Source organism: Acuticoccus mangrovi, assembly GCF_016411865.1.
Taxonomy (GTDB): domain Bacteria; phylum Pseudomonadota; class Alphaproteobacteria; order Rhizobiales; family Amorphaceae; genus Acuticoccus; species Acuticoccus mangrovi.
In genome coordinates, this window is sequence record NZ_JAEKJA010000008.1 from 1 (window position 1) to 23,189 (window position 23,189).

Genomic DNA, 23,189 nt, shown 5'->3' on the forward strand with positions numbered 1-23,189 from the left:
TCCCTCCGGAGCCCCGTGGCCGAGACCGGAGCGTGGGGCTTTCGCCGGGTGTCGGTGGTCGCTAAACAGGCGCACGCGGCGAAGGAGTGGGGCGTGCGCATCAGGCTCGGAATGGTCGGCGGCGGCGAAGGCTCGTTGATCGGGGCGGTGCATCGGCTCGCCGCGCGGATGGACGATCGCTTCGAGCTCGTCGCCGGCGCCCTCTCCGCCGATCCGGCGCGGGGGCGGGCCTCGGCCGAGGCGATCGGCCTCGCGCCGGAGCGCACCTACGCGACCTATGCCGAGATGGCGAGGGCGGAGGCGGCGCGGGCCGACGGCATCGAGGCCGTCGCCATCGTGACGCCGAATCACCTCCATTTCGACCCCGCCATGCGCTTTCTCGACGCCGGCATCCACGTGATCTGCGACAAGCCGATGACCACCTCGCTCGCCGATGCCGAGGCTCTCGCCGCCAGGGTCGCCGAGACCGGGCTCGTCTTCGCCCTGACGCACAACTATTCGGGCTATCCGATGGTGCGCCAAGCGCGCGCCATGGTGGCGGCGGGCGAGATCGGCACCGTGCGCGTCGTCGCCGCCGAATATGTCCAGGACTGGCTCGCCGAGCCGGTCGAGGCCACCGGCATGAAGCAGGCCGAGTGGCGTACCGATCCCGCCCGCTCCGGCGCCGGCGGGTCGGTCGGCGACATCGGCACCCACGCCTACCATCTGACCGGCTTCGTCACCGGGCTCGCCTGGGAGGTGGCGGCGGCCGAGCTCTCCACCTTCGTGCCCGGCCGCCGGCTCGACGACAACGCCTTCGTCCTCCTGAAGGCGGGCGAGGCGCGCGCCATGCTGTGGGCGAGCCAGGTGGCGCCGGGCAACCGGAACGCCCTCTCGCTGCGCGTCTACGGCGACAGGGGCGGGCTCGAATGGCGCCAGGAGGCGCCGGAGGAACTGTGGTTCAGCCCGCTCGGGAAGGAGAGACGCCTCCTCACCCGCGGCGGTCCGGGGACGGGGGAGGCGGCGCGCCGGGTGACGCGCCTGCCGCCCGGCCACCCGGAGGGTTATTTCGAGGCGTTCGCCACCCTCTATGGCGAGGCGGCGGACGCCATCGAGGCCCATCGGGCCGGACAGCCGCGGCCCGCCGACTGTCTCGTTCCGACCGTCGAGGACGGGGTCGCCGGGGTCGCCTTCATTGAGGCGGCCGTGCGCCTCGCAGGCCGCTGAGCGCGGACCCGGCGGGCGCCCCGCCCCCGGCCGACCAGCGCTCGAGGGGCGAGGTGCGCGTCGGGCTGGGCGACCGGGACGGGCGGCCGCGGCTTCTGGCGTCCTACCAGCAGGGCTCGGGCAAATTGCGCTTCCCCTCCGTGCCGGTGGGGGTGGAGGCGATGGTGCTCAACACCGCCGGCGGCCTCGCCTCGGGCGACGTGTTCACCGTCACGAGCCGCGCCGAGGCGCACGGGCTGACGGTGTCGACGCAGGCGTGCGAGCGCGTCTACCGCGCCGAGGGGCCGCCCGCGCGGGTGCGCCAGAGCCTCTCCGTCGCCGCCGGCGCCAGCCTGCGCCACCTGCCGCAGCCGACCATCCTCTACGACGGCTCGCGGCTCGATCGGCTGACCCGCGTCGACATCGAGGAGGGAGGCGCCCTGACGCTGGTGGAAGGGCTGGTGCTCGGCCGTGCCGCGATGGGCGAGGACGTCACCGCGCTCGCTCTCGCCGACCGGGTCGAGGTGCGCCTCGGCGGCCGGCTCGCCTTCGTCGATGCGCTGCGCCTCGACGATGCGGCGCTGGCGCGGGCGCGCCAGCCGGCGGGCATCGGCGCGGCGCGCGGGATCGGCATCGTCATCCACCGCGCGGCGGGGCCCGGCTCGATGGGCGATACGCTCGAGGCGCTGCGCGAGGCGCTCGCCGGCACGGCGGTGGTGGCGGGGGCGAGCCTCCTCAACGGGCTTCTCGTGGCGCGCATGCTTGCGCCGACGCACACCACGCTTCAGGATGCGCTCGCAAAGGCCGTGTGGACGCTGACCGAAGGTGCGCCGCCGCGGGCCTGGGCGCTCTGATCGGCAGGAAGGCATCGATGAATCTATCGCCGCGTGAGAAGGATAAGCTCTTGATTGCGATGGCGGCCGAGGTGGCGCGCCGCCGCCGCGAGCGTGGCGTCAAGCTCAACTATCCGGAGGCCATCGCCCTCATCAGCGACTTCGTGATGGAGGGCGCGCGCGACGGTCGCTCGGTCGCCGAGCTGATGGAGGCGGGCGCCCACGTCGTCGGCCGCGACATGGTGATGGAGGGGGTCGCCGAGATAATCCACGACGTGCAGGTGGAGGCGACCTTTCCCGACGGCACGAAGCTCGTGACCGTGCACGATCCGATCCGCTGAAGGAGCCGCTATGCTGAACTTCTGCCCCAACTGTATGCATCGCGGCGCGACGGTGCGGCGATGATCCCGGGCGAGATCGTCACCGCCGAGGGAGAGATCGAGCTCAACGCCGGGGCCGACGTGGTGGAGATCGCCGTGGCGAACACCGGCGACCGGCCGGTGCAGGTTGGCTCGCACTATCATTTCTACGAGACCAACCCGGCGCTCCGCTTCGACCGCGAGGCGGCGCGGGGGCGCCGGCTCGACATTCCCGCCGGCTCGGCGACGCGGTTCGAGCCGGGGCAGGAGCGCACCGTGCGGCTGATCCCGCTGTTGGGCGCGCGCATCGTTTATGGCTTCAACGCGAAGGTCGCCGGAAAGCTCGACTGAGGCGGCCTTCCCTCACGAGGGAGAGAGCCGATGTGTGGTCACGACGTCATCGCGAGTGTGCGCGCCCAGGTGCTCAGTCGGCGCCACCTCCTGTTGGGAGGCGCGGCCGCGGGCGCTGCCGTCACGGCGGCGAGCCTTGCCCCGCCGCGGGCCGCCGCGCAGACCGCGGGCGGCACCATCCGCGACCTTACCCACACCCTGTCGCCCGACTTCCCGACCTTCTTCGGCGAGCCGCAGTTCGCGATCGAGCAGCTCTTCCACTTCGACAAGGACGGCTTCAATCTCTTCAAGTACACCGTCAACGAGCACACCGGCACCCATGTCGACGCGCCGTTGCACTTCTCGGCCGACGGGCAGTCGGTGGACGAGATCCCCGTCGACAATCTGATGGCGCCGCTCGCGGTGGTGGACATTGCCGCGAAGGCCGCCGAGGACCCCGACGCGCAGGTGACGCCGGACGACCTCAAGGCCTGGATCGCGGCGAACGGCGACATCCCGGAGCGCGCCTGCGTGGCGCTCTATTCGGGCTGGGAGCGGTTCGTGTCGAGCGACAAGTTCCGCAACGTCGGCGACGACGGGAAGATGCACTTCCCCGGCTTCCACGTGGAGGCGGCGCAGATGCTGATCGAGGAGACGAGCGCGGTGGGGATCGCGGTCGACACCCTGTCGCTCGACTACGGCCCGTCGCCGGACTTCGCCACCCACTATAAGTGGCTGCCCACCAATCGGTGGGGTGTCGAGTGCGTCGCGGGGCTCGGCGAGCTGCCGCCGACGGGGGCGACGATCATCCTCGGCGCGCCGAAGCATGCCGGGGGATCGGGCGGCCCGGCCCGCGTCTTCGCCCTGGTCTGAGGCGGGGGGACGGCGCGCCGGGTGCGGGCTCGCCTTCGGGCGGGCACCCCTCGGCGGCGTCACAGTGGTGTGCGGCGAAAACGCGGTCGGAGGGCCATTCATGCGCCGCCAAGCGATTGCTGCGGCGCATGGATGTGCAATGATGGGCCCGTCTCGTTCGACCCATCCTCGGAGGACCGATGCCTGCCCGCATCTCCCGCCACGACTACGCCGCCATGTTCGGCCCCACCGTGGGCGACAAGGTTCGTCTCGCCGATACCGAGCTCTTCATCGAGGTGGAGAAGGATCACACGATCTACGGCGAGGAGGTGAAGTTCGGCGGCGGCAAGGTGATCCGCGACGGCATGGGCCAAGGCCAGCAGACGCGCGAGCAGGGCGCCGTCGACACCGTCATCACCAATGCCCTGATTGTCGACTGGTGGGGCATCGTGAAGGCCGACGTCGGGCTGCGCGACGGCAAGATCGTCGGGATCGGCAAGGCGGGCAATCCGGACACCCAGCCGGGCGTCACCATCGTCGTCGGGCCGAGCACGGAGGCGATCGCGGGCGAGGGCAAGATCCTGACGGCCGGCATCATCGACAGTCACATCCACTTCATCTGCCCGCAGCAGATCGACGAGGCGCTCGCGGCCGGCGTCACCACTATGATCGGCGGCGGCACGGGCCCCGCGACCGGCACCAACGCCACCACCTGCACCCCCGGCCCCTGGCACATCGCCCGCATGATCGAGGCGGCTGACGCGTTCCCGATGAACCTCGCCTTCGCCGGCAAGGGCAACGCCTCGCTGCAGGCGCCGCTCCTGGAACAGGTGTCGGCGGGCGCGATGGCGCTGAAGCTGCACGAGGACTGGGGCACCACGCCGTCCGCCATCGACAACTGCCTCACCGTCGCCGATCAGACCGACGTGCAGGTGATGATCCACACCGACACGCTGAACGAATCGGGCTTCGTCGAGGATACCGTCGCCGCCTTTAAGGGCCGCACCATCCACGCCTTCCACACCGAGGGGGCGGGCGGCGGCCACGCGCCGGACATCATCAAGGTGGCGGGGCTCGCCAACGTCATCCCCTCGTCCACCAACCCGACGCGGCCCTACACGGTGAACACCATCGACGAGCATCTCGACATGCTGATGGTGTGCCACCACCTCGACCCCTCGATCCCCGAGGACATCGCCTTCGCCGAGAGCCGCATCCGCAAGGAGACGATCGCCGCGGAGGACATCCTCCACGACATGGGCGCCTTCTCGATCATCGCCTCCGACAGCCAGGCGATGGGCCGTGTCGGCGAGGTGATGACCCGCACCTTCCAGACCGCCCACAAGATGCGCGTCCAGCGCGGCCGCCTGCCGGAAGAGACCGGCCAGAACGACAATCTGCGCGTACGCCGCTACATCGCCAAGGTGACGATCAACCCGGCGATCGCCCACGGCATGACGAAGCACGTCGGCTCGATCGAGGTCGGCAAGCGCGCCGACCTCGTCCTCTGGTCTCCCGCCTTCTTCGGCGTGAAGCCCGACATGGTGCTGATCGGCGGTGCCATCGCCGCAGCCCAGATGGGCGACCCCAACGCCTCGATCCCGACACCGCAGCCGGTCCACATGCGCCCGATGTTCGGCGCCTTCGGGCCGGCACGCACCGGCACCTCGGTCACCTTCGTGTCCAAGGCGGCGGCGAGCCTTCACATGCGCTCCGGCAAGGCGCTGGTGCCGGTGGAGGGCACGCGCGGCATCGGCAAGGCCGACATGAAGCTCAACGACGCGCTGCCCAAGATCGAGGTGGACCCGGAAACCTACCGCGTCACGGCCGACGGCGAGCTCCTCACCTGCGAGCCGGCGACGGTGCTGCCGATGGCCCAGCGCTACTTCCTGTTCTGACGCATCCGCGATGGGCGCGATGGCGTTCGTTCCGCTCGTCCTCTACGTCATTGCCTTAGTCCTCGGCATCGCCGGGGTGGGGCTGCCGGGTCAGGGCGCGGACCTCTCGCCGCTCGCCGCGTGGATGCTGTTGGTCTCGCTCGGCCTCAACAGCCTCTGGGCGGCGCTCGGCCATCTGATGAAGTCGGAGGAGGTGGCGGCCTCCATCGGCTGGGCGACGAGCCCGTTTCAGAAGGAGGTCGGGGCGGCCAATCTCGGCATCGGCCTCGCCGCCGTCGCCGCGGCCTTCCTCGGCGCGGGGGCGGGCTGGGCGGTGTTTCTCGTCGCGGCCGGCTTCCTGTGGGGCGCGGCGACGGTCCACCTGCTCGACATGGTCCGTGCGAGGAATTTCGCGATCAACAACGCCGGCCCGATCTTCTGGTGGGACATCCTGACACCGCTCACCATTCTGATCGCCCTCCTATGAGTGTGCTAGCCTCCGGCGCGGCTGGAGATGCTGCGGGGCGAGGGCGCTCCGCCTGCACGATGGAGCAAAGCGATGGCCAACGATCCGCGCGACAAGAAAAAGCCCGAAGAGACCGAGGAAAGCGACGCCGATGAGGCTCTGGACGAGGCGCTGGAGGAGAGCTTCCCGGCGAGCGACCCTCTGCCGGAGCCGTCGGTTCCCGGCCGCGGCGATCACAAGGACTAGGCCGACGCGCGCGGGCTTCGCTCGTCGATCGGGCGTCGGCGGTCCGGCGGGCGAGGCGCGCGCATGATGCGTCTCCTCGCGGCGGTGGCGGCCGTGCTCGGCGGCGTCGTCACCGCGAGCGCCTGCGGCGGGCCGGAGGACGCCTGCGCCACGCCGCTCGGCACCTACCACATCAGCCTGCCGGAGGGTGTGACGGGTCCCGTGCCGGCGTTCGTCTATTTTCACGGCGCGGGCCGCAGCGGCGCGCCGGTGGGGCAGATGCCGTTCGCCGCGGCGCTGCGGGCCCGCGGCTACGCGGTGATCGCACCCAACGGGCGGATGCGGCCCGGCAGCCGCTTCGGCCCCGGCTGGTTCTTCCGCGACGGGGCCGACGGGCCGCGCGACGAGCTCGCCTTCACGCGCGAGGTGATCGCCGACGCCGCTTCCCATCACGGCGTCGATCCTGCCCGCATCGTGCTCTCGGGCTTTTCCATCGGCGGCTCGCTGGTGTGGTATCTCGCCTGCCGCGACTCCCATCTCGCCGCGGCCTACACCGCCTACGCCGGCGGCTTCTGGGAGCCGATGCCGCCGACCTGCGACGGTCCCGTCCATCTCCTCCACACCCATGGCTGGCGCGACCAGACGGTGCCGCTCGAAGGTCGCCCGCTGCGCGGCGGCGCGATCTATCAGGGCGACATCTTCGAGGGGCTGAAGCGCTGGCGCGTCTCAAACGGCTGCGATCTCTTGCGCGCCGACGCATTCGACACCCATGGTCGCTATTGGCGCCGCAGCTATACGAGCTGCGCACCCGGCACGGCGCTGGAGCTCGCCCTCTGGCCGGGCGGTCACGTCACCCCCGACGCCGAGTGGGCGGCCCTCGCGGCCGACTGGGTGGAGGCGGTCCTTCCGGAGATCAAGCCATGATACGCGCCCACACCCTCCTCGCCGCCGACGCCCCGAGCGGTCCTCTCGTCACCGCGCGTCTCGGCTACGACGACCGCCACCGCCGCCGCCTCGCCGTGTCGACCGACGGCGGGGAGCGCGTGTTGATCGATCTCGCGGAGGCGACGCGGCTGCGCGACGGCGACCGCATCGCGATGGACGACGGCCGCATCCTCGCGATCGTCGCCGAGCCGGAGGACGTCGCCGACATCTTCGCCGCCGACGCGCCCGCGCTGACGCGGCTCGCCTGGCACCTCGGCAACCGCCATACGCCGACGGCCGTGCTCGCCGACCGGCTGCGCATCCGCCGTGACCACGTGCTGGAGGCGATGGTGGAGCGCCTCGGCGGGCGCGTCGAGGCGAAGCTGGCGCCGTTCGATCCGGAGGTGGGCGCCTATCACGACGGCGGCGGCCACGGCCATCACCACGACGAGCACGAGCACGATCACGCCCATGCTCACGGGCACGACCATCATCAGGGCGCGCACACGCACCGTCATGGGCACCATGACCATCACGAGTGAGGCGCTCGACGCGCGCACGCTCGCCCTCGTGATGGCGTGGTTCTCGCCGGCCTGCCCCATCGGCGCCTTCAGCTATTCGCACGGGGTGGAGCGGCTCAACGAGGACGGCGTCGTCGCCGACCGGCCGGGCGCCGAGGCGGCGATCCGCCTCGCCCTCACCGACGGCAGCGGCCGGTCCGATGCGATCCTCCTCGCCCACGCCTATCGGGCGGTGGCGGGTGACGACGAGGCCGCGTTTCACGAGGTGCGCACCCTCGCTCTCGCCCTCGTTCCCTCCATGGAGCGGCGCGAGGAGACCGTCTATCAGGGCAACGCGTTCGCGACCATCGTCGACGCGGCGTGGCCCGGCGCTGGCGCGCTGTCGGGCGACGACGTGCCGCTGCCGGTCGCCGTCGGCGCCGCGGGCGCGCTCCACGGCGTGCCGCTTGTGCCGCTCGCGCAAGCCTTTCTCGGCGCCTTCGCGGCGAACCTCGTGTCTGCCGCCGTCCGCCTGGTGCCGCTCGGGCAGACCGACGGGCAGCGCCTCACCGCGACGCTCGCGCCGGTGGCGGCGGCGGTGGCCGTCGAGGCCGTGGCGCTGCCGCTCGACGCGGTCGGCGGTGCCGCGATCGGGTTGGATCTTGCCTCCATGCGGCACGAGTGTCAGGAGGTTCGATTGTTTCGATCATGAGGGGGCAAGGAATGTCGCGCACCGAGAACGGTCCGCTCCGGGTGGGGATCGGCGGTCCCGTCGGATCGGGCAAGACGATGTTGATGGAACGCCTCTGCAAGGCGCTGCGCGACAGGATCGACATCGTCGCGATCACCAACGACATCTACACCAAGGAGGATGCGCTGATCCTCGCCCGCGCCGAGGCGCTGGCGGTGGAGCGCATCATGGGGGTGGAGACGGGCGGCTGTCCGCACACCGCGATCCGCGAGGACGCCTCGATCAATCTCGCCGCCATCAAGGAGATGCGGGGTAAGTTCCCGAATGTCGACCTGGTGCTGGTGGAATCGGGCGGCGACAATCTCGCGGCGACCTTCTCGCCGGAGCTCGCCGACATCACGATCTACGTGATCGACGTCGCCGCCGGAGAGAAAATCCCCCGCAAGGGCGGCCCCGGCATCACCCGCTCCGACCTTCTCATCATCAACAAGGTGGACCTCGCGCCGTTCGTGGGCGCTTCGCTGGAGGTGATGCACGCCGATGCCACGCGCATGCGTGGCGAGCGGCCGTTCCTGATGACCAACCTCAAGGCCGGCGACGGGGTGGACGACGTCATCGCCTTCCTGCGCGACACCGGCGGGCTCGACGTCTGACCTGATGACCGACTTCGGCCAGCGCGACGCTCTGATCTCCGAACGCATTCTGGAATCGATGCGCGACGGGGTGGTGAGTATCGACCTCACCGGCCGCATCATCACCTTCAACGGCGCGGCGGGCCGCATCCTCGGCAAGAAGCCGGAGGACGTGCTCGGTCGCTCCTTCGCCGAGGAATTCCTCGCCGAGGAGAGCTTCGACGACTTCAACGAGGTGGTGTTCAAGGCTGTGTACGAGGCGGCGACCACCCACTCGATCGAGATCGCCCTCAAGGTGGATGGTCAGCGCACCGACCTCGTCGTCGCCTCGAGCTTCCTGACGATGGAGGGCGAGGACGGCGAGGAGCAGCGCTTCGGCGTGGTGGTGGTGTTCTCCGACACCACGGAGGAGCGCAAGCGGCGCAAGATCAAGCGGCTCTTCGGCGAATATGTCGATCCGCGCATCGTCGACCGGATCCTGTCGAGCGAGGAGGCCTCGCGGTCGCGGCGCGGCGACATGACGATCTCGTTCGCCGACATGCGCGACTTCACCGGTTGGTCGGAGCGGCTCGACGCGGACGCGCTCGTCGACCTCCTCAACCGCTTCCTGACGGCGATGACGGAGCCCATCGGAGCCGCCGGCGGCATCACCGACAAATATATCGGCGACGCGGTGATGGCCTGCTGGGGTCCGCCCTTCACCGACGACGCGGGGCAGGCGCGGGACGCGCTCAACGCCGCCCTCGGTCAGATGGAGGCGATCGCGCCGCTGCGGGCCGAGCTCGCCGCGGAAGGGGTGGCGGGAGCGGAGCGGATGGACGCCGTCGTGGGCGTTGCGACGGGCGACGTCCTCTCCGGCGACATCGGCCCGCCGTCGAGCCGCAACTTCACCGTCATCGGCAACGCGGTGAACCTTGCGGCGCGGCTGCAAGAGGCGGCGAAGCTCTACGGCCAGCACATTCTCGTCGCCGACGACACCGCCGAGCGGGCGGGCTCCGGCTTCGTGTTCCGTGAGATCGACCGCATCACCGTGCGCGGCTCGCACCGGCCGGTGCGCGTCTATGCGCTGCTCGGCCGGCAGGGCGATGTCGCCGCGCCCGCCGTGGAGCTCGCCGCGCGCTACGGCGAGGCGCTCGCCGCTCTGCAGGCGCGCGACCTCGACGCGGCCGACGCCGGTTTCGCCGCCTGTCTGGAGATGGCGCCCGACGACCGGCCCGCCGCGCTGATGCGGGGCCGCATCGCCGCCTATCGGCTCGACCCGCCGCCGGAGGACTGGGACGGGGTGTGGCGCGGGGCCGGGATGGCTCAGGCGGCGCGGAAGTAGCGCAGCGTCAGACAGGTGAGGTCGTCCGCCCGCTCCGCGCCCTTCTCGAAGGCGACCACGGCGTCGCGCACCGCCTCGTCGAGGGCGGCGGCGTCGTCGGTATGGTGAAGCGCGACGGTGTCGACGAGCCGCGCGTCGCCGAACGCCTGGCTGTCGGCGTTGAAGGCCTCGGTCACGCCGTCGGTGAAGAGGAACAGCGTGTCGTCCGGGTGGAGGGTGACCGTCGCCTCGGTGAACTCGAAATCCTCGATCACGGCGAGGGCGGGGTCGCCGGCGCGCGGCAGCTCCGACACGGCGCCGGTCGTGCCGTTGGCGAGGAGCGGCGGGTTGTGGCCGGCGTTCACGAAGGTGAGCGAGCCGGTGTCGAGGTCGAGCACGCCGTGGAAGAGGGTCACGAACATCATCTGCTCGTTGTCGGCGGCGAGGAAGGTGTTGACCTCGGTGACCGTCGCGGCGGGTGAGGGGGCCGACTGCGCCGTCGCCTTGATGAGGGTGCGGGTGATCGCCATGAAGAGCGCCGCGGCGACGCCCTTGCCCGAGACGTCGGCGACGACGATGCCGAGCCGCCGATCGTCGATCATGAAGTAGTCGTAAAAGTCGCCGCCGACCTCCTTGGCCGTCTCCATCAGCCCGTAGATGCGGAAGGCGGGGTGCTCGGGAAGCGGGCGGGGGAGGAAGGAGCGCTGCAGCTCGCGGGCGATCTCGAGCTCCTGCTCCAGTCCGGCGAGGCGGGCGCGGGTGATGATCGCGTCCTGCAGCTCGCGGATGAGCTCGGTCAGCCGGCGGTGCTGGTCGGTGATCCGCTGGCTCATACCCTGGAGCACGGTGGCGAGCACGGCGAGCGCCTCGGTGGGGCGCTCGGCCGCGGCGGCGGTGGCGGCGGGGTCCGGCTTCGGCTCGGCCATCACGCGGCGCAGATCGGACAGGATCTCCTTGCGCCCGTCCTCGTCGAGGGTGCCGGCGAGGCGTTCGAGCTGGCGGCGGATGATGCGTTCCTGCCGCTGGCGCTGGCGGGCGATCGCTTCCTCCTGTTCCAGCAGTTGCAACGCGTTGCGGCGGAACACGGCGAGCGCCTCGCCGATGCGGCGGATCTCGCCGGTACCGCTCACGGGCGTGGAGGGTTGGAGGTTCCCCTCCGACAGCTCGTGCAGCGTTTCGATGGCGCTCTCGAGCGGCATGAAGGCCTGCCGCAGGAAGACGTAGAGGCCGATGATCATGACGAGGCTGCCGAGGCCCACGGCGACGAGCCCGGTGCGCTCCAGCCGCCGCGTGGCGCTGAGGCTGTCGGTGGCGTCGCGCAGGGTGACGAGGGTCCCCGCGACGCCGCCCATCATCTCGTCCACCGGCGCGGCGGCGGCGAAGTAGAGACGACCGTCGGCGGACAGAAGCTCCGCCGCCGCGGTGCGGCGGGGCAAGGTGGGCGACACCTTCTCCCACAGGGTGGGATTGGTGCCGGCGATCATCCGGCCGCGCAGCGACATCAGATAGCTCGGCTCGCCGAGCCGGTCCGTCAGCTCCTGGAGGACTTCCTCGGCGTCGATCGCGAGGCTGAGGACGGCGCGCGGAACGCCGCTGATCGAGACCGCGCGGGCGGCGGTGATCACGTAGCGGTCGGGCCGCTCCTGGCGCAGTCCGCCCACCGTCGCCGTGCCGGAGGTCAGCGCATCGATGGCGGGAGCGCCGAGGATGGGGCGGGCGCGGAAGACGGGCGCGTTGGCGGCGAGGAGCTCGCCGTCGAGGTCCAGAACCTGCACCATGATGCCCGGCGTGATGAGATCGGGCGAGTTGAGGATGACCTCGGTGATCTCCGCCGGGGTGAGGTTGGGTGCGGCGACCGAAAGGCGCGCGGCGAGCTCGGCGGCCGGCACCTCGAGATCGTCGGTCCGCTCGATGACGAGGCTCGACCAGAACGAGCGCTGGGCGCCGATGGCGATCTCGGCGAGGCGGTCCTGTTCGAGGCGGGCGCGCACGGTGCCGACGGCGACGAGGCTCCCGATGACGACCACCAGGGCGATGGACAGGAGGAGGGTGATGCGGGTGCGCAGCAGCATCGTCAGCGCCTCCGGCGCCGGCCGGCCGGCCGGATCGCGGCGAGAAGGCTCGCCCCGCCGAGGACCGCGGCCGCGAGGGTGGCCGAGCCGATGGAGGAGAGGCCCGTCAGATAGGTGGTGGCGTGGGAGGCCGCGGAGAGCACCATGGCGAAGGCGATCGTCATGGCGGCGGGCGGCGCGAAGGCACGGGCTCCGAGGGAGAGCATCGTAAGCCCGAGGCCGAGCCCGACGGCGATGGAGGTGATCGGGGCGGGCAGCGCGACGAGGCAGGCGCCGGCGAGGGCGAGGGCGCCGAGCGCCGCACCGACGGCGGGCGCCGCTCGCACGGCGAGTGCCGGCGCGAGCAGCGAGGCGACGCCGACGAGGCCGAATTGGAGCCCGATCGTCGCATAGTTCTCGCGCATGGCGATGCCGGACGTCTGGATGTCGGCCCAGGCGAAGACCGGGAAGGCGGCCGCGACGAGGGTGATCGCCTCGGCGAGGGCGAGCGCACCGGGGCTGGACGGCGCGAGGAGGTCGAGCCGCGTCCTGACGCGCTGCGGCGTGCGCGAGGCGCTGGCGATCGAGGCGAGTCCGACGATCACCACCACGACGCCGATGGTGGCGAAGGCCATGCGCCGTCCCTCCGCCTCGGCGAGGAGGGAGCCGACGATCGGCCCCGCCGCCCCCGCCGCGAGAAACACGAGGGCGGCCCGCCAGGGCCGGCGTGCCGCCGCCCCTTCGGCGAGGAGCACCGTCCACACCGCCGTCCAGAGGCCGAAGCCGGTGACGAACACGATGAGGGCGAACGGCATCGCGTCGTGGACGAAATAGGTGGCGCCGAGCGCGACCCCGGCCGCGCTCATCGCGAAGAGGGTGATCGCCTTCGACCAGCGGCCGCCGAGGAGGAGGGCGAGGAGGAGCCCGAGGATCGCGCCGAGCCCGTCGGCGGCGACCGCCCCGGCGGCGGCGATGGTGCTGAGGGGAGCGTCGCCGATCCGGTCGATGGCGAAGTTGGCGACGAGCGGGCGCGAAGCCTCCGCCGCCGCCATCGCCAGGAAGGGCCATGCGAGGCCCGCCCCCTCGCGCTCGATGCGGCGCACGAAGAGCCGGTTGAAGCGGTAGGCCCGGAGCGGGCGCATCGCCGCGTCGATGCGGCCGTGGAGGAGGTTGCTGGTGTCGAGGGCGCGCACCTCGTCCACCACCAGGAGGAGGCGGCGGTAGCTGCGTCGCAGCGGGCCGATGAGGCGCGCCGCGGCGGCGCCGAGCGGAGTGAGCGGCCCCGGCGGCGGCGGCGTGAAGTCGGCGAAGACGCCGCGGGCCACGCTGCGGCCGCCGGCGACGAAGCGGGCGCGCGGCAGGTCCACCCGCTCGAGCAGGGCGAAGCGCAGCGCGAGGCCCACCGCGAGGCCGGCGAGAAGGGCGACAGCGAGGGCGCTCGCGAGGATGTGCTCGCGGACGGCCTCGACCACGTAGAGCGAGGGCCGCACGAGCACGGCGCCGCGCGTCTCGCCGACGCTGATCGGGGCGCGCATGTGCGTGGCCGCGTCGAACACCTGTCCCGGCTCGACGGCGTAGAGCACGTCCTCCGCCTCGTCGAGGATCGCGATGCCGGCAATCGACGGATTGGCGGCGAGCATGGCCTGCAGATGGGGCTCGACGCCGCGCATCTTGTCGAGCGGGATCCCGAGCGCCACGGCGTGCTCGATCTCCTCGGCGACGGCCTCGCCGATGGCGAGCGCCACCTCGTCGGACTTGATGGCGAGATCGTCGAAGGCGTTGCCGAAGGATCGCTCGATGGCGAGGAAGGCCGCGAGGAGGGCGAGGAGGCCGACGAGGGTGCCGACGAGCAGCGCGAGAAGGTCGGACCGCTCGGCCCGGCTCGCGTGCGAGGATCGAGGAGGTTGCGCCACTTCTCAGACCTCCGCGTCGAGGCGGCGCAGCTCTTCGGCCGCCGTCTCGAGGGTGCGGGTGGCGGCGAGGGCGGTGACGACGGCCTCGTTGGAGGAGCTGCCGAGCGGCGTTGCGGGATCCGCGATCGGCTCGTGCCGGCTGATCGCGGCGAGCGCGCCCTCCATGTCGTGGTCGCGCCGCCGCATGACGAGGAAGCCGATGATGCCGGCGATCACGCTCGCCCCGAGCGTGATCGGGGCGGCGGCGACGAGGAGCGTCGGCACGCGCGTTAGCGGCAGCACCAGCGCGTCCTTGTCGATGATGAGAGCGACCCAGCCTTCGGTCTGGTCGAAGTCGTTGATGAGGGGACCGCCGAGGGTGATCGTCTCGGGCTCGGTGGCCCGCCACCGCGCGGCGCCGCGGCGGTTGCCGATGGCCTCGAGCCAGGGCGGCGGCACCGGCTCGCCGACGGCTCCGCGGTCGGTGGAAAAGAGCGTGATGCCGGTCTGGGAAAACACGTCGACGGCGAGGAGGCCCGGGGTGGACGCGAGCACCTCCTCGAGCAGCGGTTCGATCTGCTGCAGCTCGGCGAGCGGTAGGCCGAGCTGCAGGTTGCGCTCGATGGTCTCGTCCATGTCGCCGAGCACGAAGTCGAGCTTGGCCTCGGCGAGCCGCGCGTCGCCCTGCTCCACGACGCGGGCGGCCACCACCACGAAGGCGAGCAGCGCGGCGAGGGTCGCCAGACTGAGGAGGATCACGCCGCCGGTGCGTCCCATGGGGTCCGTCTATCTGGGTGAGGGGCCGAGGTCTGTAATCAAGTCCCGGCGAGCCCGTGTCAATTTCGTGTCCATCTCTTAGCGTGAAATTGGCAAGCAGCGTTGTGAGTGTCGCGCAGTGGCACTAGGCTGCGCCCGTAACGCGACACGAGGCCCATGGGCAAACTCAGCCTGACCCTTCTTGTGGTTTTGTTCCCGCTGCTGGCCGCGTCGCTGGCGCTCGGCGCCTATCTCAACTACGCGAGCGTGCGCAACAGCTATATCGAGATGGTGGGCACGCGGATGCAGACCGTGGCGCGCCGCGTCGCGTCCGACGCGCAGGTCGCGCTGTCGATGGGCATGCCGCTCGCCGGGCAGAACGCGCTGGAGCGCCTGTTGACGCGCGAGGCCGCCGCCGACCCGATGATTCGCTCGGTGGACGTCGTCGCCGCCGACGGCACCGTGCTCTTCTCCAGCGACCCGGTTCGCCGCGGGACGCGCGAGCAGGAGAGCGACCCGATGGCGGAGCGGCGGATGGCGTCGATCGTGTCGGCCTTCGACACCACCGAGGGGTTGGTGGTGACGCGCGCCTCCCGCCCCGCGCTCGACGCAGCGCTGGCGCGTGCGGGCGGTGGTATATTGACGGTCGCCGTCGCCGCACTCTCGTTGGCCGCGCTGGCTATTGCCATCGTCGTGGTGTTGGCGGTACGGGGCCTTACGCGGCGGCTGACCGACCGTGCGGCCACCGCCGCCGGTGAGGAGGTGCCGGCAGAGATGGTTCCGGTGATTGCCGAGATCGACGAGGCCCATGCCGCCATTCGCAGCCGCTGGGCCGCAAGCCGGCCGCCGGCCACGGGGAGCTGAACGGATGCGTCGCTTCGATGGGGCTATTCTGCTGTGCGTCACCGCCATCCTGATGGCGGGGCTCGCCGCCATCTCGTGGCAGACGGTGCGCAGCGCCGAAGCGATCCTCCTGCCGGCGCTGGAACAGAAGGCCGACACGGTCGCCCGCTCCCTCTCGAGCCTCGTCGCCGAGGCGGTGGACTACGGCATTCCCCTCGACCGCATGGTGCGTGCCGACGAGGTGCTGAAGGACGCGATCGCCGAGAATGGCGACTTCGCCTACATCGCGGTGGACGACAAGAGCGGCCGGACCCTCGCCTTCGCCGCAGCCGACGCCTACGCCGACATCCGCGGCGAGGACGACGCGGCGATGCGCACCGTGACGGCGCCGATCGAGCGGAACGGCCAGACGATCGCCGTCGTGGTGGTCGGCACGCCCGACGAGGTGGCGCGCACGGTGGTGCGAGAGCTGTGGCTCGACGTGGCGGTGCTCCTGGTGGTGGCGCTCCTCGTCGCGCTGGAGCTCATCACCTTCGCCTTCTCGATCCCCTCCGCGGTGATGATGCGGGGCCTCGCCCAGCGGCTCGATGCGCTGCGGCGGGGCGACTTCCGGCCTCACCTGCCGCTTGCCGGCAGCGGTCCCCTCGCCGACGAGGTGACGGCCGTCGACACCGCCATCGCACGCACGCGCGAGGATCACCGCCTGTTGCGCGAGGAGGCGATGGAGCGGGGCGACGAGGCGGCGCTCGAGGAGCTCGACCGGCTCGCCGCCCGCCATCAGCTCGAGGTGGCGCGGCACGAACCGCCGGTGAGCCTCGTCGCCGTGCGGGCCCCGGTGTTCCTCTTCTACCTCGCCGAGGAGATGACGCGGCCCTTCCTGCCGAGCTACATCGAGAGCATGGCGCGGCCCATCGCCGGACTGTCGGTGGAGTTCGTCATCGCGCTGCCGATCATCCTGTTCATGGCGCTGGTCGCCTTCCTGCAACCCTCGCTCAACGGCTGGACGGAGCGGATCGGCCGAGCGCGCTCGCTCAGAGGCGGGGCGGTGATCGCCCTCTTCGGCTATCTCGGCACGGCCGGGGCGACCGACATGAGCCAGTTGATCCTCTGCCGCGCCATCACCGCCATCGGCTTCGCCACGGTGTTCGTGTCGGCGCAGGGCTTCATCGTCGACCGCACGGGGGCGGAGAGCCGGGCGCGAGGCATCGGCCTCTTCGTCTCGGCGATCATGGCGGCGATGCTGTGCGGCCCGCCGATCGGCGGCATCGTGGCCGATCGGCTCGGCGTCAGCGCCGCCTTCGTCATGTCCGCGGCGATGGCGCTGATCGCCTATCTGTGCGCTCTCGTCGCCCTGCAGCGCGATCCGAAGCGCACGACGCCGCCCGCCCGCGCCGTCCGCATGTCCGACGTGATGGCGGTGCTGCGACAACCGGTGCTCTTCCTGCTCCTCATCGGCTGTGCGCTGCCGTCCAAGATGATCCTCATCGGCGTGTGCTTCTACTTCCTGCCGCTCGACCTCGCGGCGGACGGCTTCCAGCCCGCCGTCATCGGCCGCGTCCTGATGCTCTACGGCCTCGCCATGCTGATCCTGGTGCCGATGATCTCGCGCGTTTCGGACGAGCGCAGCAAGCGCGTGCCCTACGTGGTGTTCGGCGGCGTCCTGTCGGGGCTCGCGGTCGCCCACCTCTTCCTGTGGCCGCAGCCTTGGGGGGGCGCGCTGATGGTGCTCCAGATCGGCCTCGCCCAGGGCATCTCCACCACGCCCCAGTCGGCGCTGGTGGGTGAGCTCGGCCGCCTGCACCTGCCGGAACTGTCCGAGGGGGGCATCTACGGCGTCTTCCGTCTGATCGAGCGCACCGGCACGGCGGTGGGACCGGCGATGGTGGCGCTGATCTGGGGCGCGGCCTCCGGCGAGGCGGCCGTGGTGGCGATGGGCGTGCTTCTCGTCGTCGGAGCGCTGCTCTTCGGGCTCGCCTCGACGGGCCTCGGCGAGCGCACCGCTGCGGCGGGAGCGGGTAAATGACGTCGACCTTCACCCGTCGGGCGACGCTGAAGCTCGCCGCCGGCCTCGCGGCGGTGCCGGTGGTCGGCCGCGCGCAGGGGCGCCCCTTCAAGATCTTCCAGATCACCTATCGCGGCGACACCGACGTGGAGCGCGGCTTCCGCGACTATTTCGATCAGCGCGGCATCCCGGTGGAGATCATCTCGAGGAGCGCCGAGCTCGACCCTTCGCGGGTGCCGGAGATCCTGAAGGAGGTGCGGGCCGAGAAGCCGGACCTCGTCTACACCTGGGGCACTCCGGTGACGATCGCCACCTTCGGCAAGGCGGGGGAGACGGACTCGGAGCGCTACATCACCGACATTCCGGGCGTCTTCACCATGGTGTCGGCGCCGGAGAGCTCGGGCGTGGTGCCCTCGCGCGCATCCTCGGGGCGCAACATCACCGGCACGTCCCACGTGGTGCCGCCCGAGCCGCAGCTGCGGGCGATGGAAGCCTACCTGCCGTTCACCAAGCTCGGCGTGCTCTATACGCCCACGGAGCAGAACTCCATCGCCATTCTCGCGGCGCTGCGCGAACTCACCAAGCCGATGGGCTTCACCCTGCTGGAGCGGACCTTCCACCTCGACGAGGCCGGCAAGCCCACCACCGAGGGGGCGGCCGATCTCGTGGCGGAGCTCGCCGAGGAAGGGGCGCAGTGGCTCTACTATCTGCCCGACACCTTCCTCTCCACCAACATCGACAAGGTGGCGCCGGTCGCGACGAGCCTCGACCTGCCCGGCTTCTCGGCGACCGAGCTCTTGCATCGCGACGCGCTGATCAGCCTCATCAGCCGCTACTATTCGCTCGGACAGCTCACCGCCTACAAGGCGGAGCAGATCCTCCTGCGGGGCGTCGATCCCGCCGACATTCCGATCGAGACGCTGAAGCGTTTCGCCCTCATCATCAACATGCCGCTGGCGCGCGAGCTGCAGCTCTACCCGCCTCTCGGAATGCTGAACTACGCCAATATCATCACCGACTAGGCGGCCTGACATGACGATCGCCCCTCCAACGTGGGCCGCCACCGACTTCCACACCGTCGATCTGTCCGTCGACGACGTTCCAGCGGTGTTCGCGCTCTACGCCGAATCGCTCGCGGCGGTGCCCGACCCGGCCGCGGTGCGGGCCGACGCGCCGTCCTTCTTCGAGAAGATCTTCGCCGTGGGCGGGGAGATCATCGGCCTGTTCGACGGGCTGGTGATGATCGGCTACGGCGTGATCAGGCCGGAGCTCGAGGAAGAGCACGACCGGGTCGGCCTCGACCGCGTGGTGCCCGCCGACGCGCCGATGCGGGTGCTCGACGGGTCGGCCGTGCGTCCCGCCTACTGGCGCCACGGGCTGCAGCGCACGACGATCGACGCCCGCATCGCCCGCGCGGCCGAGCTTGGCGCCACGCACGTGATCGCCAAGGCCTCGCCGGGCAACGTGCCGTCGATGCGCAACCTCACCAAGCAGGGCTTCCATATCCTGGGACGGGTGATGAAGCCCTATGGCTGGCGCTACGTGCATCATCGGCCGGTGCATCTCACCGCGGCCGAGCCCATCGAGGGGGAGTGGTATCCGGCCCATGACGTCGACGGCGCCGAGGCGATGTTCCGCGAGGGTCGTGCCGCCTTCGCCGCTAAGCGGGACGACGCCGGCGAGCCCATGCTGAAGTTCACGCTGGGGCCGGACGCCCCGCGCTGAGCGGCCGCCTCAGGCGGCGCGGGCGACGGAGACCGCCTCGGTCCGCGTCGGCGTCACCTCGAAGAGGCGCAGGAAGCCGGAGATCTCGAACACGTCGCGGATCGCGGGCTGCAGCGTGCACAGCACGATCGCGCCGCCGCCCGCCTTCGCCTTCTTGCCGCCGAGGAGGATGACGCGCAGTCCCGCGCTCGAGATGTACTCCACCTTGGCGAGGTCGATGACGATGCGCGCGACCCCCTGACCGAGGCGGCCGAGGATCTCGGTCTCGAGCGTCTTCGCCGTCGCCGAATCGATGCGTCCGCTGAGGACGAGCACGAGGACGGGCCCCACCTCTTCGTGTTGGATCGCAAGTTCGCTCACCAGTCAGCCTTTCTCGATCGCGAGGACGAAGCGCGTCACGTTGTGGGCGTCGTCCCGCCGGTAGGATAGGTCCCGCGTCAGCGTCCGCACGAGGTGCACGCCGAGGCCGCCGATGGGGCGCTCGTCGAGGGGCATCGTGACGTCCGGCGCGGGGCGGGAGAGGGGGTCGAAGGCGATGCCGTTGTCGCGCACTTCGCCGACGATGTCCGCGCCGTCGCGCGACACACTCACGGCGACGCGAGGCCCCCCGGGCGCCGCACCGTGGTTGATCACGTTGGCGATGAGCTCCTCCAGGATAAGGTTGAGGTGCATCACCGTCGCCATGGGAAGTTGTTGCGTCTCGCCGAAAGCCTCGACGGCCTCGACCATCCGATCGAGGTCGTCCATCGTCGTCAGTATGAGGTCGATGGCTTTGTCCACCTCGTCCATCAGGTCGGCGCGACGGCGATCGCCGGAGCGCGAGGGAATGCGGCACGGAGGCCGCCGATAGGGTCCCCCATTATACGGGCCGGAGCAATGTGCAAAGGCCGTCACGCTCAGCGTGGCGGCAGCGTGCGCAGCCACGCGACGATGGCGCCGACGTCCTCGGGCGTCATGCCGGCATAGTAGCCGAAGCCCATCGGCGGCTTGAGGCGGCTGCCGTCGCGCGACACGCCGGTGGTGATCGCGCGGGCGATCTCCTCGTCGCTCCAGCCGCCGAGGCCGTGCTCCGGGTGGGAGGTGATGTTGGAGGCGACCGACACGCCCCACGGGCCCGGAAATTCGCGGCCGCCGGCACCGAGACCGTTGACGGGATCGGGTCCGGTCGGCGTCCAGGCCACGTGGCACTCCATGCAGTGGGCGATGGTCGCGAGATAGAAGCCGTTGCGCACGACGTCCGCGGCGCGCTCCGCCTCCGGGATCGGCGCCTCGGCACCGGGGAAGGGGTGCGCCTCGGGCAGCGCCGAGAAGCTGCGCGGCGGCGTTGTCGCCTCCACCGCGGGCACGGTGCGCAGATAGGCGACGATGGCGTCGAGGTCGTCCCCGGTGAGGACCTGGTAGAAGGTCGTCGGCATGACGGGCGCGAGCAGCGCGCCGTCGGGCCGCACCCCTTCCACGATGGCGCGCTTGATCTCCGCGTCGCTCCAGCCGCCGATCCCCGTCGCCGCGTCCTGGGTGATGTTGGGGGCGTGGACGGTGAAGTCGGGCGTTTCGAAGCGCAGACCGCCGGAGAGGGCGCGCTCCATCATCGGCCCGTTCGGTCCCACCGGCGTGTGGCAGTTGCCACAGGCCATCACGGTATTGACGAGATAGTCGCCCCGCTCGGCCGAGCTTTCGGCCGCCGCGCCGCCGGCCGGCAGACCGCCGGCCGCAACGGCGAGCGCCACGCCCAGCCCCACCATCCTTCGACGTTCCATGTCCCACCCGTTCGGTGTCGTTATTTTGTCTTAGTCTAAACTGGAGTCACGCGCCGGAGAATGGGGCGGCGTGGGGGATGCACCGATCGGTGCGGCGACGATCGGTCGGGTCGGGCTGCTTGCCGCGCCATTCCCGCACGCCTAGGAGGGAAGAAAACGAACGCCAGGGAGGCGGCGATGGGCGAGCACTACGACGGGAAGGAAACGCGTCGGCCGGAGGAGCGGGAGAGGGCGCTGTTCGCCGCGCTGCCGGGCATGATCGCAGGTCTTCTGGCGGCGCCCGCCTGGGCGCGGCGGCTCGACGGCGTCGACCCTGCGGCCGTCACCTCGCCCGAAGCGCTCGCCGGCCTTCCGGTGCTGCGCAAGAGCGAGCTGATGGAGGCCCAGCGCGACGCCCCGCCCTTCGGCGGCTTCGTGGCAGCGCCCACCGCGACGCTCGCGCGGGTGTTCGTGTCGCCGGGGCCGGTGTTCGTGCCGCAAGGGACTGAGAGCGACGCCTGGGGCGCGGCGCGGGCGCTCCATGCCGCCGGTGTGCGGCCCGGCGACCTCGCGGTCAACACCTTCGGCTACCACGTGACGCCCGGCGCGTTCATTCTGGAGAGCGGGCTCGCGGCGCTCGGCTGCCCGGTGTTCGCCGCCGGTCCCGGCCGGCCGGAGGAGGTCGTGCCGCTTCTCGCCGCGCTGCGCCCGTCGGTCTATTGCGGCGTGCCCGATTTCCTCAACATCCTCCTCGACCGGGCGGAGGCGGCGGCAGCCGATCTCTCCTCGCTCCGGGCGGCGCTCGTGTCGGGCGCGGCGCTTCCCGGCGATCTGCGCCAGCGCATCGAGGCGCGGGGCGTCCACGTCGCCCAGTGCTACGCGACCGCCGACCTCGGCGTCATCGCCTACGAGAGCCGGGCCCGCGAGGGGCTGATCGTCAACGAGGACGTGATCCTCGAAATCGTCCGTCCCGGCACCGGCGACCCGGTCGCCGAGGGTGAGGTGGGCGAGGTCGTGGTGACGCGTCTCTGCGAGGGCTACCCGCTGCTGCGCTTCGCCACCGGCGACCTCTCGGCGATCCTGCCGGGGGAGAGCCCCTGCGGGCGCACCAATCGCCGCATCCGCGGTTGGATGGGCCGGGCCGACCAGCGTACCAAGGTGAAGGGGATGTTCGTGGACCCGGCGCAGATCGCCGAAGTGCGGCGGCGTCATCCCGAAATCGTCCGGGCCCGGCTGGTGGTGAGCCGCGCCGACCACGTCGATCAGATGGTGCTGATGGTGGAGGCGCCCGCCGCGGCGGAAGCGGCGATCGGGGCGACGCTGAAGGCCGTCACCAATCTCTCCGGCAGCGTCGAGGCCGTGCCGGAGGGGGCGCTTCCCAACGACGGCAAAGTGATCGCCGACGAGCGCCCGGTGGAGGGTTGAGCCGAAACCACGGCTGAAATAGAGATCCAACCCTCGACAAGCGGGCCGCGAGACACTATTCAAGCGGCCTGGCATTTCTTATGCGATATGACGCAACACGCTGCGGCGGCAGCGTGACGGGATCCGACGACATGAACATCATCGACGAGCTCAACCGCGAGCAGATGGCCGCGATCGAGGAAAAGCGCACCCTTCCGGCGTTCCAGCCGGGCGACACCGTCCGGGTGAACGTGCGCGTGACCGAGGGGACCCGCACCCGCGTGCAGGCCTACGAGGGCGTGTGCATCGCCCGCTCGGGCGCCGGCCTCAACGAGAATTTCACCGTGCGCAAGCTCTCCTACGGCGAGGGCGTGGAGCGCGTCTTCCCCGTGTACTCGCCCATGCTCGAGTCCGTCGAGGTGGTGCGCCGGGGCAAGGTTCGCCGCGCCAAGCTCTACTACCTGCGTGGGCGCACGGGTAAGGCCGCCCGCATCGCCGAGCGCAAGGAAAAGCGCCCGACTGCCGCCAACGCCTAAGCTATCGACCCCGCCTCGATGCCGCGCGACCGGGACCGGTCGAGTCGGCTCGCGGCACGGCCGTCGG

Annotated in this window: 25 protein-coding genes; 19 read left to right on the forward strand and 6 right to left on the reverse strand. The window is 71.1% G+C overall.

The annotated features are described in order from the left end of the window. Positions 1-111 precede the first annotated feature (111 nt). The 13 genes from JCR33_RS11535 (at position 112) to JCR33_RS11595 (ending at position 10,198) form a co-directional block, all read left to right on the forward strand. Positions 112-1,206, forward strand: coding sequence for a Gfo/Idh/MocA family protein (locus tag JCR33_RS11535; protein WP_198882286.1), 1,095 nt, complete (start codon positions 112-114; stop codon positions 1,204-1,206). Positions 1,207-1,259: 53 nt separating this feature from the next. Then, entirely contained in the window at positions 1,260-2,039 is a 780-nt protein-coding gene (locus JCR33_RS11540) for an urease accessory protein UreD (protein WP_198882233.1), read from the forward strand. Positions 2,040-2,056: 17 nt separating this feature from the next. After that, positions 2,057-2,359, forward strand: a complete 303-nt coding sequence (locus JCR33_RS11545) for an urease subunit gamma (RefSeq protein WP_198882234.1) — start codon at positions 2,057-2,059, stop codon at positions 2,357-2,359. Positions 2,360-2,419: 60 nt separating this feature from the next. Continuing rightward, on the forward strand, positions 2,420-2,728 hold the full coding sequence (locus tag JCR33_RS11550) for an urease subunit beta (protein WP_198882235.1): 309 nt from the start codon (positions 2,420-2,422) through the stop codon (positions 2,726-2,728). Between the two features lie 30 nt (positions 2,729-2,758). After that, positions 2,759-3,580 carry a cyclase family protein gene (locus JCR33_RS11555; RefSeq protein ID WP_198882236.1) on the forward strand — a complete coding sequence of 274 codons (822 nt, stop codon included), beginning with the start codon at positions 2,759-2,761 and terminating at the stop codon, positions 3,578-3,580. Positions 3,581-3,759: 179 nt separating this feature from the next. After that, positions 3,760-5,457 (forward strand): urease subunit alpha, encoded by a 1,698-nt coding sequence (gene ureC, locus JCR33_RS11560; RefSeq protein WP_198882237.1) that lies wholly within the window; start codon positions 3,760-3,762, stop codon positions 5,455-5,457. Between the two features lie 19 nt (positions 5,458-5,476). Beyond that, the gene (locus JCR33_RS11565) at positions 5,477-5,923 is read left to right on the forward strand and encodes a DUF6790 family protein (RefSeq protein WP_198882238.1); all 447 of its coding nucleotides are present in this window, start codon (positions 5,477-5,479) and stop codon (positions 5,921-5,923) included. A gap of 72 nt (positions 5,924-5,995) precedes the next feature. Next, a complete protein-coding gene (locus JCR33_RS11570; RefSeq protein WP_198882239.1) occupies positions 5,996-6,148 on the forward strand; it encodes a hypothetical protein in 153 nt (50 codons plus the stop codon). A gap of 63 nt (positions 6,149-6,211) precedes the next feature. After that, positions 6,212-7,051 (forward strand): alpha/beta hydrolase family esterase, encoded by an 840-nt coding sequence (locus tag JCR33_RS11575; protein ID WP_211110247.1) that lies wholly within the window; start codon positions 6,212-6,214, stop codon positions 7,049-7,051. Next, positions 7,048-7,593 (forward strand): urease accessory protein UreE, encoded by a 546-nt coding sequence (locus JCR33_RS11580; RefSeq protein ID WP_198882240.1) that lies wholly within the window; start codon positions 7,048-7,050, stop codon positions 7,591-7,593. Before JCR33_RS11575 ends, JCR33_RS11580 begins: the two co-directional genes overlap by 4 nt. Further along, positions 7,523-8,263, forward strand: coding sequence for an urease accessory protein UreF (locus tag JCR33_RS11585; protein WP_232372524.1), 741 nt, complete (start codon positions 7,523-7,525; stop codon positions 8,261-8,263). Before JCR33_RS11580 ends, JCR33_RS11585 begins: the two co-directional genes overlap by 71 nt. Before the next feature lie 11 nt (positions 8,264-8,274). Then, positions 8,275-8,895 carry an urease accessory protein UreG gene (gene ureG, locus JCR33_RS11590; protein ID WP_198882241.1) on the forward strand — a complete coding sequence of 207 codons (621 nt, stop codon included), beginning with the start codon at positions 8,275-8,277 and terminating at the stop codon, positions 8,893-8,895. Between the two features lie 4 nt (positions 8,896-8,899). Further along, positions 8,900-10,198 (forward strand): adenylate/guanylate cyclase domain-containing protein, encoded by a 1,299-nt coding sequence (locus JCR33_RS11595; protein WP_198882242.1) that lies wholly within the window; start codon positions 8,900-8,902, stop codon positions 10,196-10,198. On the opposite strand, the gene JCR33_RS11600 is transcribed toward JCR33_RS11595, so the two are convergent. The 3 genes from JCR33_RS11600 to JCR33_RS11610 are packed head-to-tail and all read right to left on the reverse strand — an operon-like array spanning position 10,180 to position 14,897. Further along, positions 10,180-12,249, reverse strand: coding sequence for a PP2C family protein-serine/threonine phosphatase (locus JCR33_RS11600; RefSeq protein WP_198882243.1), 2,070 nt, complete (start codon positions 12,247-12,249; stop codon positions 10,180-10,182). The genes JCR33_RS11595 and JCR33_RS11600 overlap by 19 nt on opposite strands. 2 nt (positions 12,250-12,251) lie before the next feature. Further along, a complete protein-coding gene (locus JCR33_RS11605; RefSeq protein ID WP_198882244.1) occupies positions 12,252-14,141 on the reverse strand; it encodes a hypothetical protein in 1,890 nt (629 codons plus the stop codon). 3 nt (positions 14,142-14,144) lie between these two features. Then, positions 14,145-14,897, reverse strand: a complete 753-nt coding sequence (locus JCR33_RS11610; protein ID WP_198882245.1) for a hypothetical protein — start codon at positions 14,895-14,897, stop codon at positions 14,145-14,147. Positions 14,898-15,053: 156 nt separating this feature from the next. Here JCR33_RS11610 and JCR33_RS11615 point away from each other — a divergent pair, with 156 nt between their 5' ends. The 4 genes from JCR33_RS11615 to JCR33_RS11630 are packed head-to-tail and all read left to right on the forward strand — an operon-like array spanning position 15,054 to position 19,446. Continuing rightward, positions 15,054-15,740 carry a cache domain-containing protein gene (locus JCR33_RS11615; RefSeq protein ID WP_198882246.1) on the forward strand — a complete coding sequence of 229 codons (687 nt, stop codon included), beginning with the start codon at positions 15,054-15,056 and terminating at the stop codon, positions 15,738-15,740. Positions 15,741-15,744: 4 nt separating this feature from the next. After that, positions 15,745-17,742: an MFS transporter gene (locus tag JCR33_RS11620; protein WP_198882247.1), complete on the forward strand. Its 1,998-nt coding sequence runs from the start codon at positions 15,745-15,747 to the stop codon at positions 17,740-17,742. Next, on the forward strand, positions 17,739-18,743 hold the full coding sequence (locus tag JCR33_RS11625) for an ABC transporter substrate-binding protein (protein WP_198882248.1): 1,005 nt from the start codon (positions 17,739-17,741) through the stop codon (positions 18,741-18,743). Before JCR33_RS11620 ends, JCR33_RS11625 begins: the two co-directional genes overlap by 4 nt. 10 nt (positions 18,744-18,753) lie before the next feature. Further along, positions 18,754-19,446 (forward strand): GNAT family N-acetyltransferase, encoded by a 693-nt coding sequence (locus tag JCR33_RS11630; RefSeq protein WP_198882249.1) that lies wholly within the window; start codon positions 18,754-18,756, stop codon positions 19,444-19,446. Between the two features lie 9 nt (positions 19,447-19,455). On the opposite strand, the gene JCR33_RS11635 is transcribed toward JCR33_RS11630, so the two are convergent. The 3 genes from JCR33_RS11635 to JCR33_RS11645 form a co-directional block, all read right to left on the reverse strand. Continuing rightward, positions 19,456-19,806 (reverse strand): STAS domain-containing protein, encoded by a 351-nt coding sequence (locus tag JCR33_RS11635; RefSeq protein WP_198882250.1) that lies wholly within the window; start codon positions 19,804-19,806, stop codon positions 19,456-19,458. Positions 19,807-19,809: 3 nt separating this feature from the next. Then, the gene (locus JCR33_RS11640; RefSeq protein WP_198882251.1) at positions 19,810-20,235 is read right to left on the reverse strand and encodes an ATP-binding protein; all 426 of its coding nucleotides are present in this window, start codon (positions 20,233-20,235) and stop codon (positions 19,810-19,812) included. A gap of 107 nt (positions 20,236-20,342) precedes the next feature. Then, a complete protein-coding gene (locus tag JCR33_RS11645) occupies positions 20,343-21,203 on the reverse strand; it encodes a c-type cytochrome (protein WP_232372525.1) in 861 nt (286 codons plus the stop codon). A gap of 177 nt (positions 21,204-21,380) precedes the next feature. Between JCR33_RS11645 and JCR33_RS11650 the strand changes: the two genes are divergently transcribed. Next, a complete protein-coding gene (locus JCR33_RS11650) occupies positions 21,381-22,607 on the forward strand; it encodes a phenylacetate--CoA ligase family protein (protein ID WP_198882252.1) in 1,227 nt (408 codons plus the stop codon). A 131-nt stretch (positions 22,608-22,738) separates the two neighbouring features. Then, entirely contained in the window at positions 22,739-23,122 is a 384-nt protein-coding gene (gene rplS, locus JCR33_RS11655; RefSeq protein WP_198882253.1) for a 50S ribosomal protein L19, read from the forward strand. The last annotated feature ends 67 nt before the right edge of the window (positions 23,123-23,189 follow it).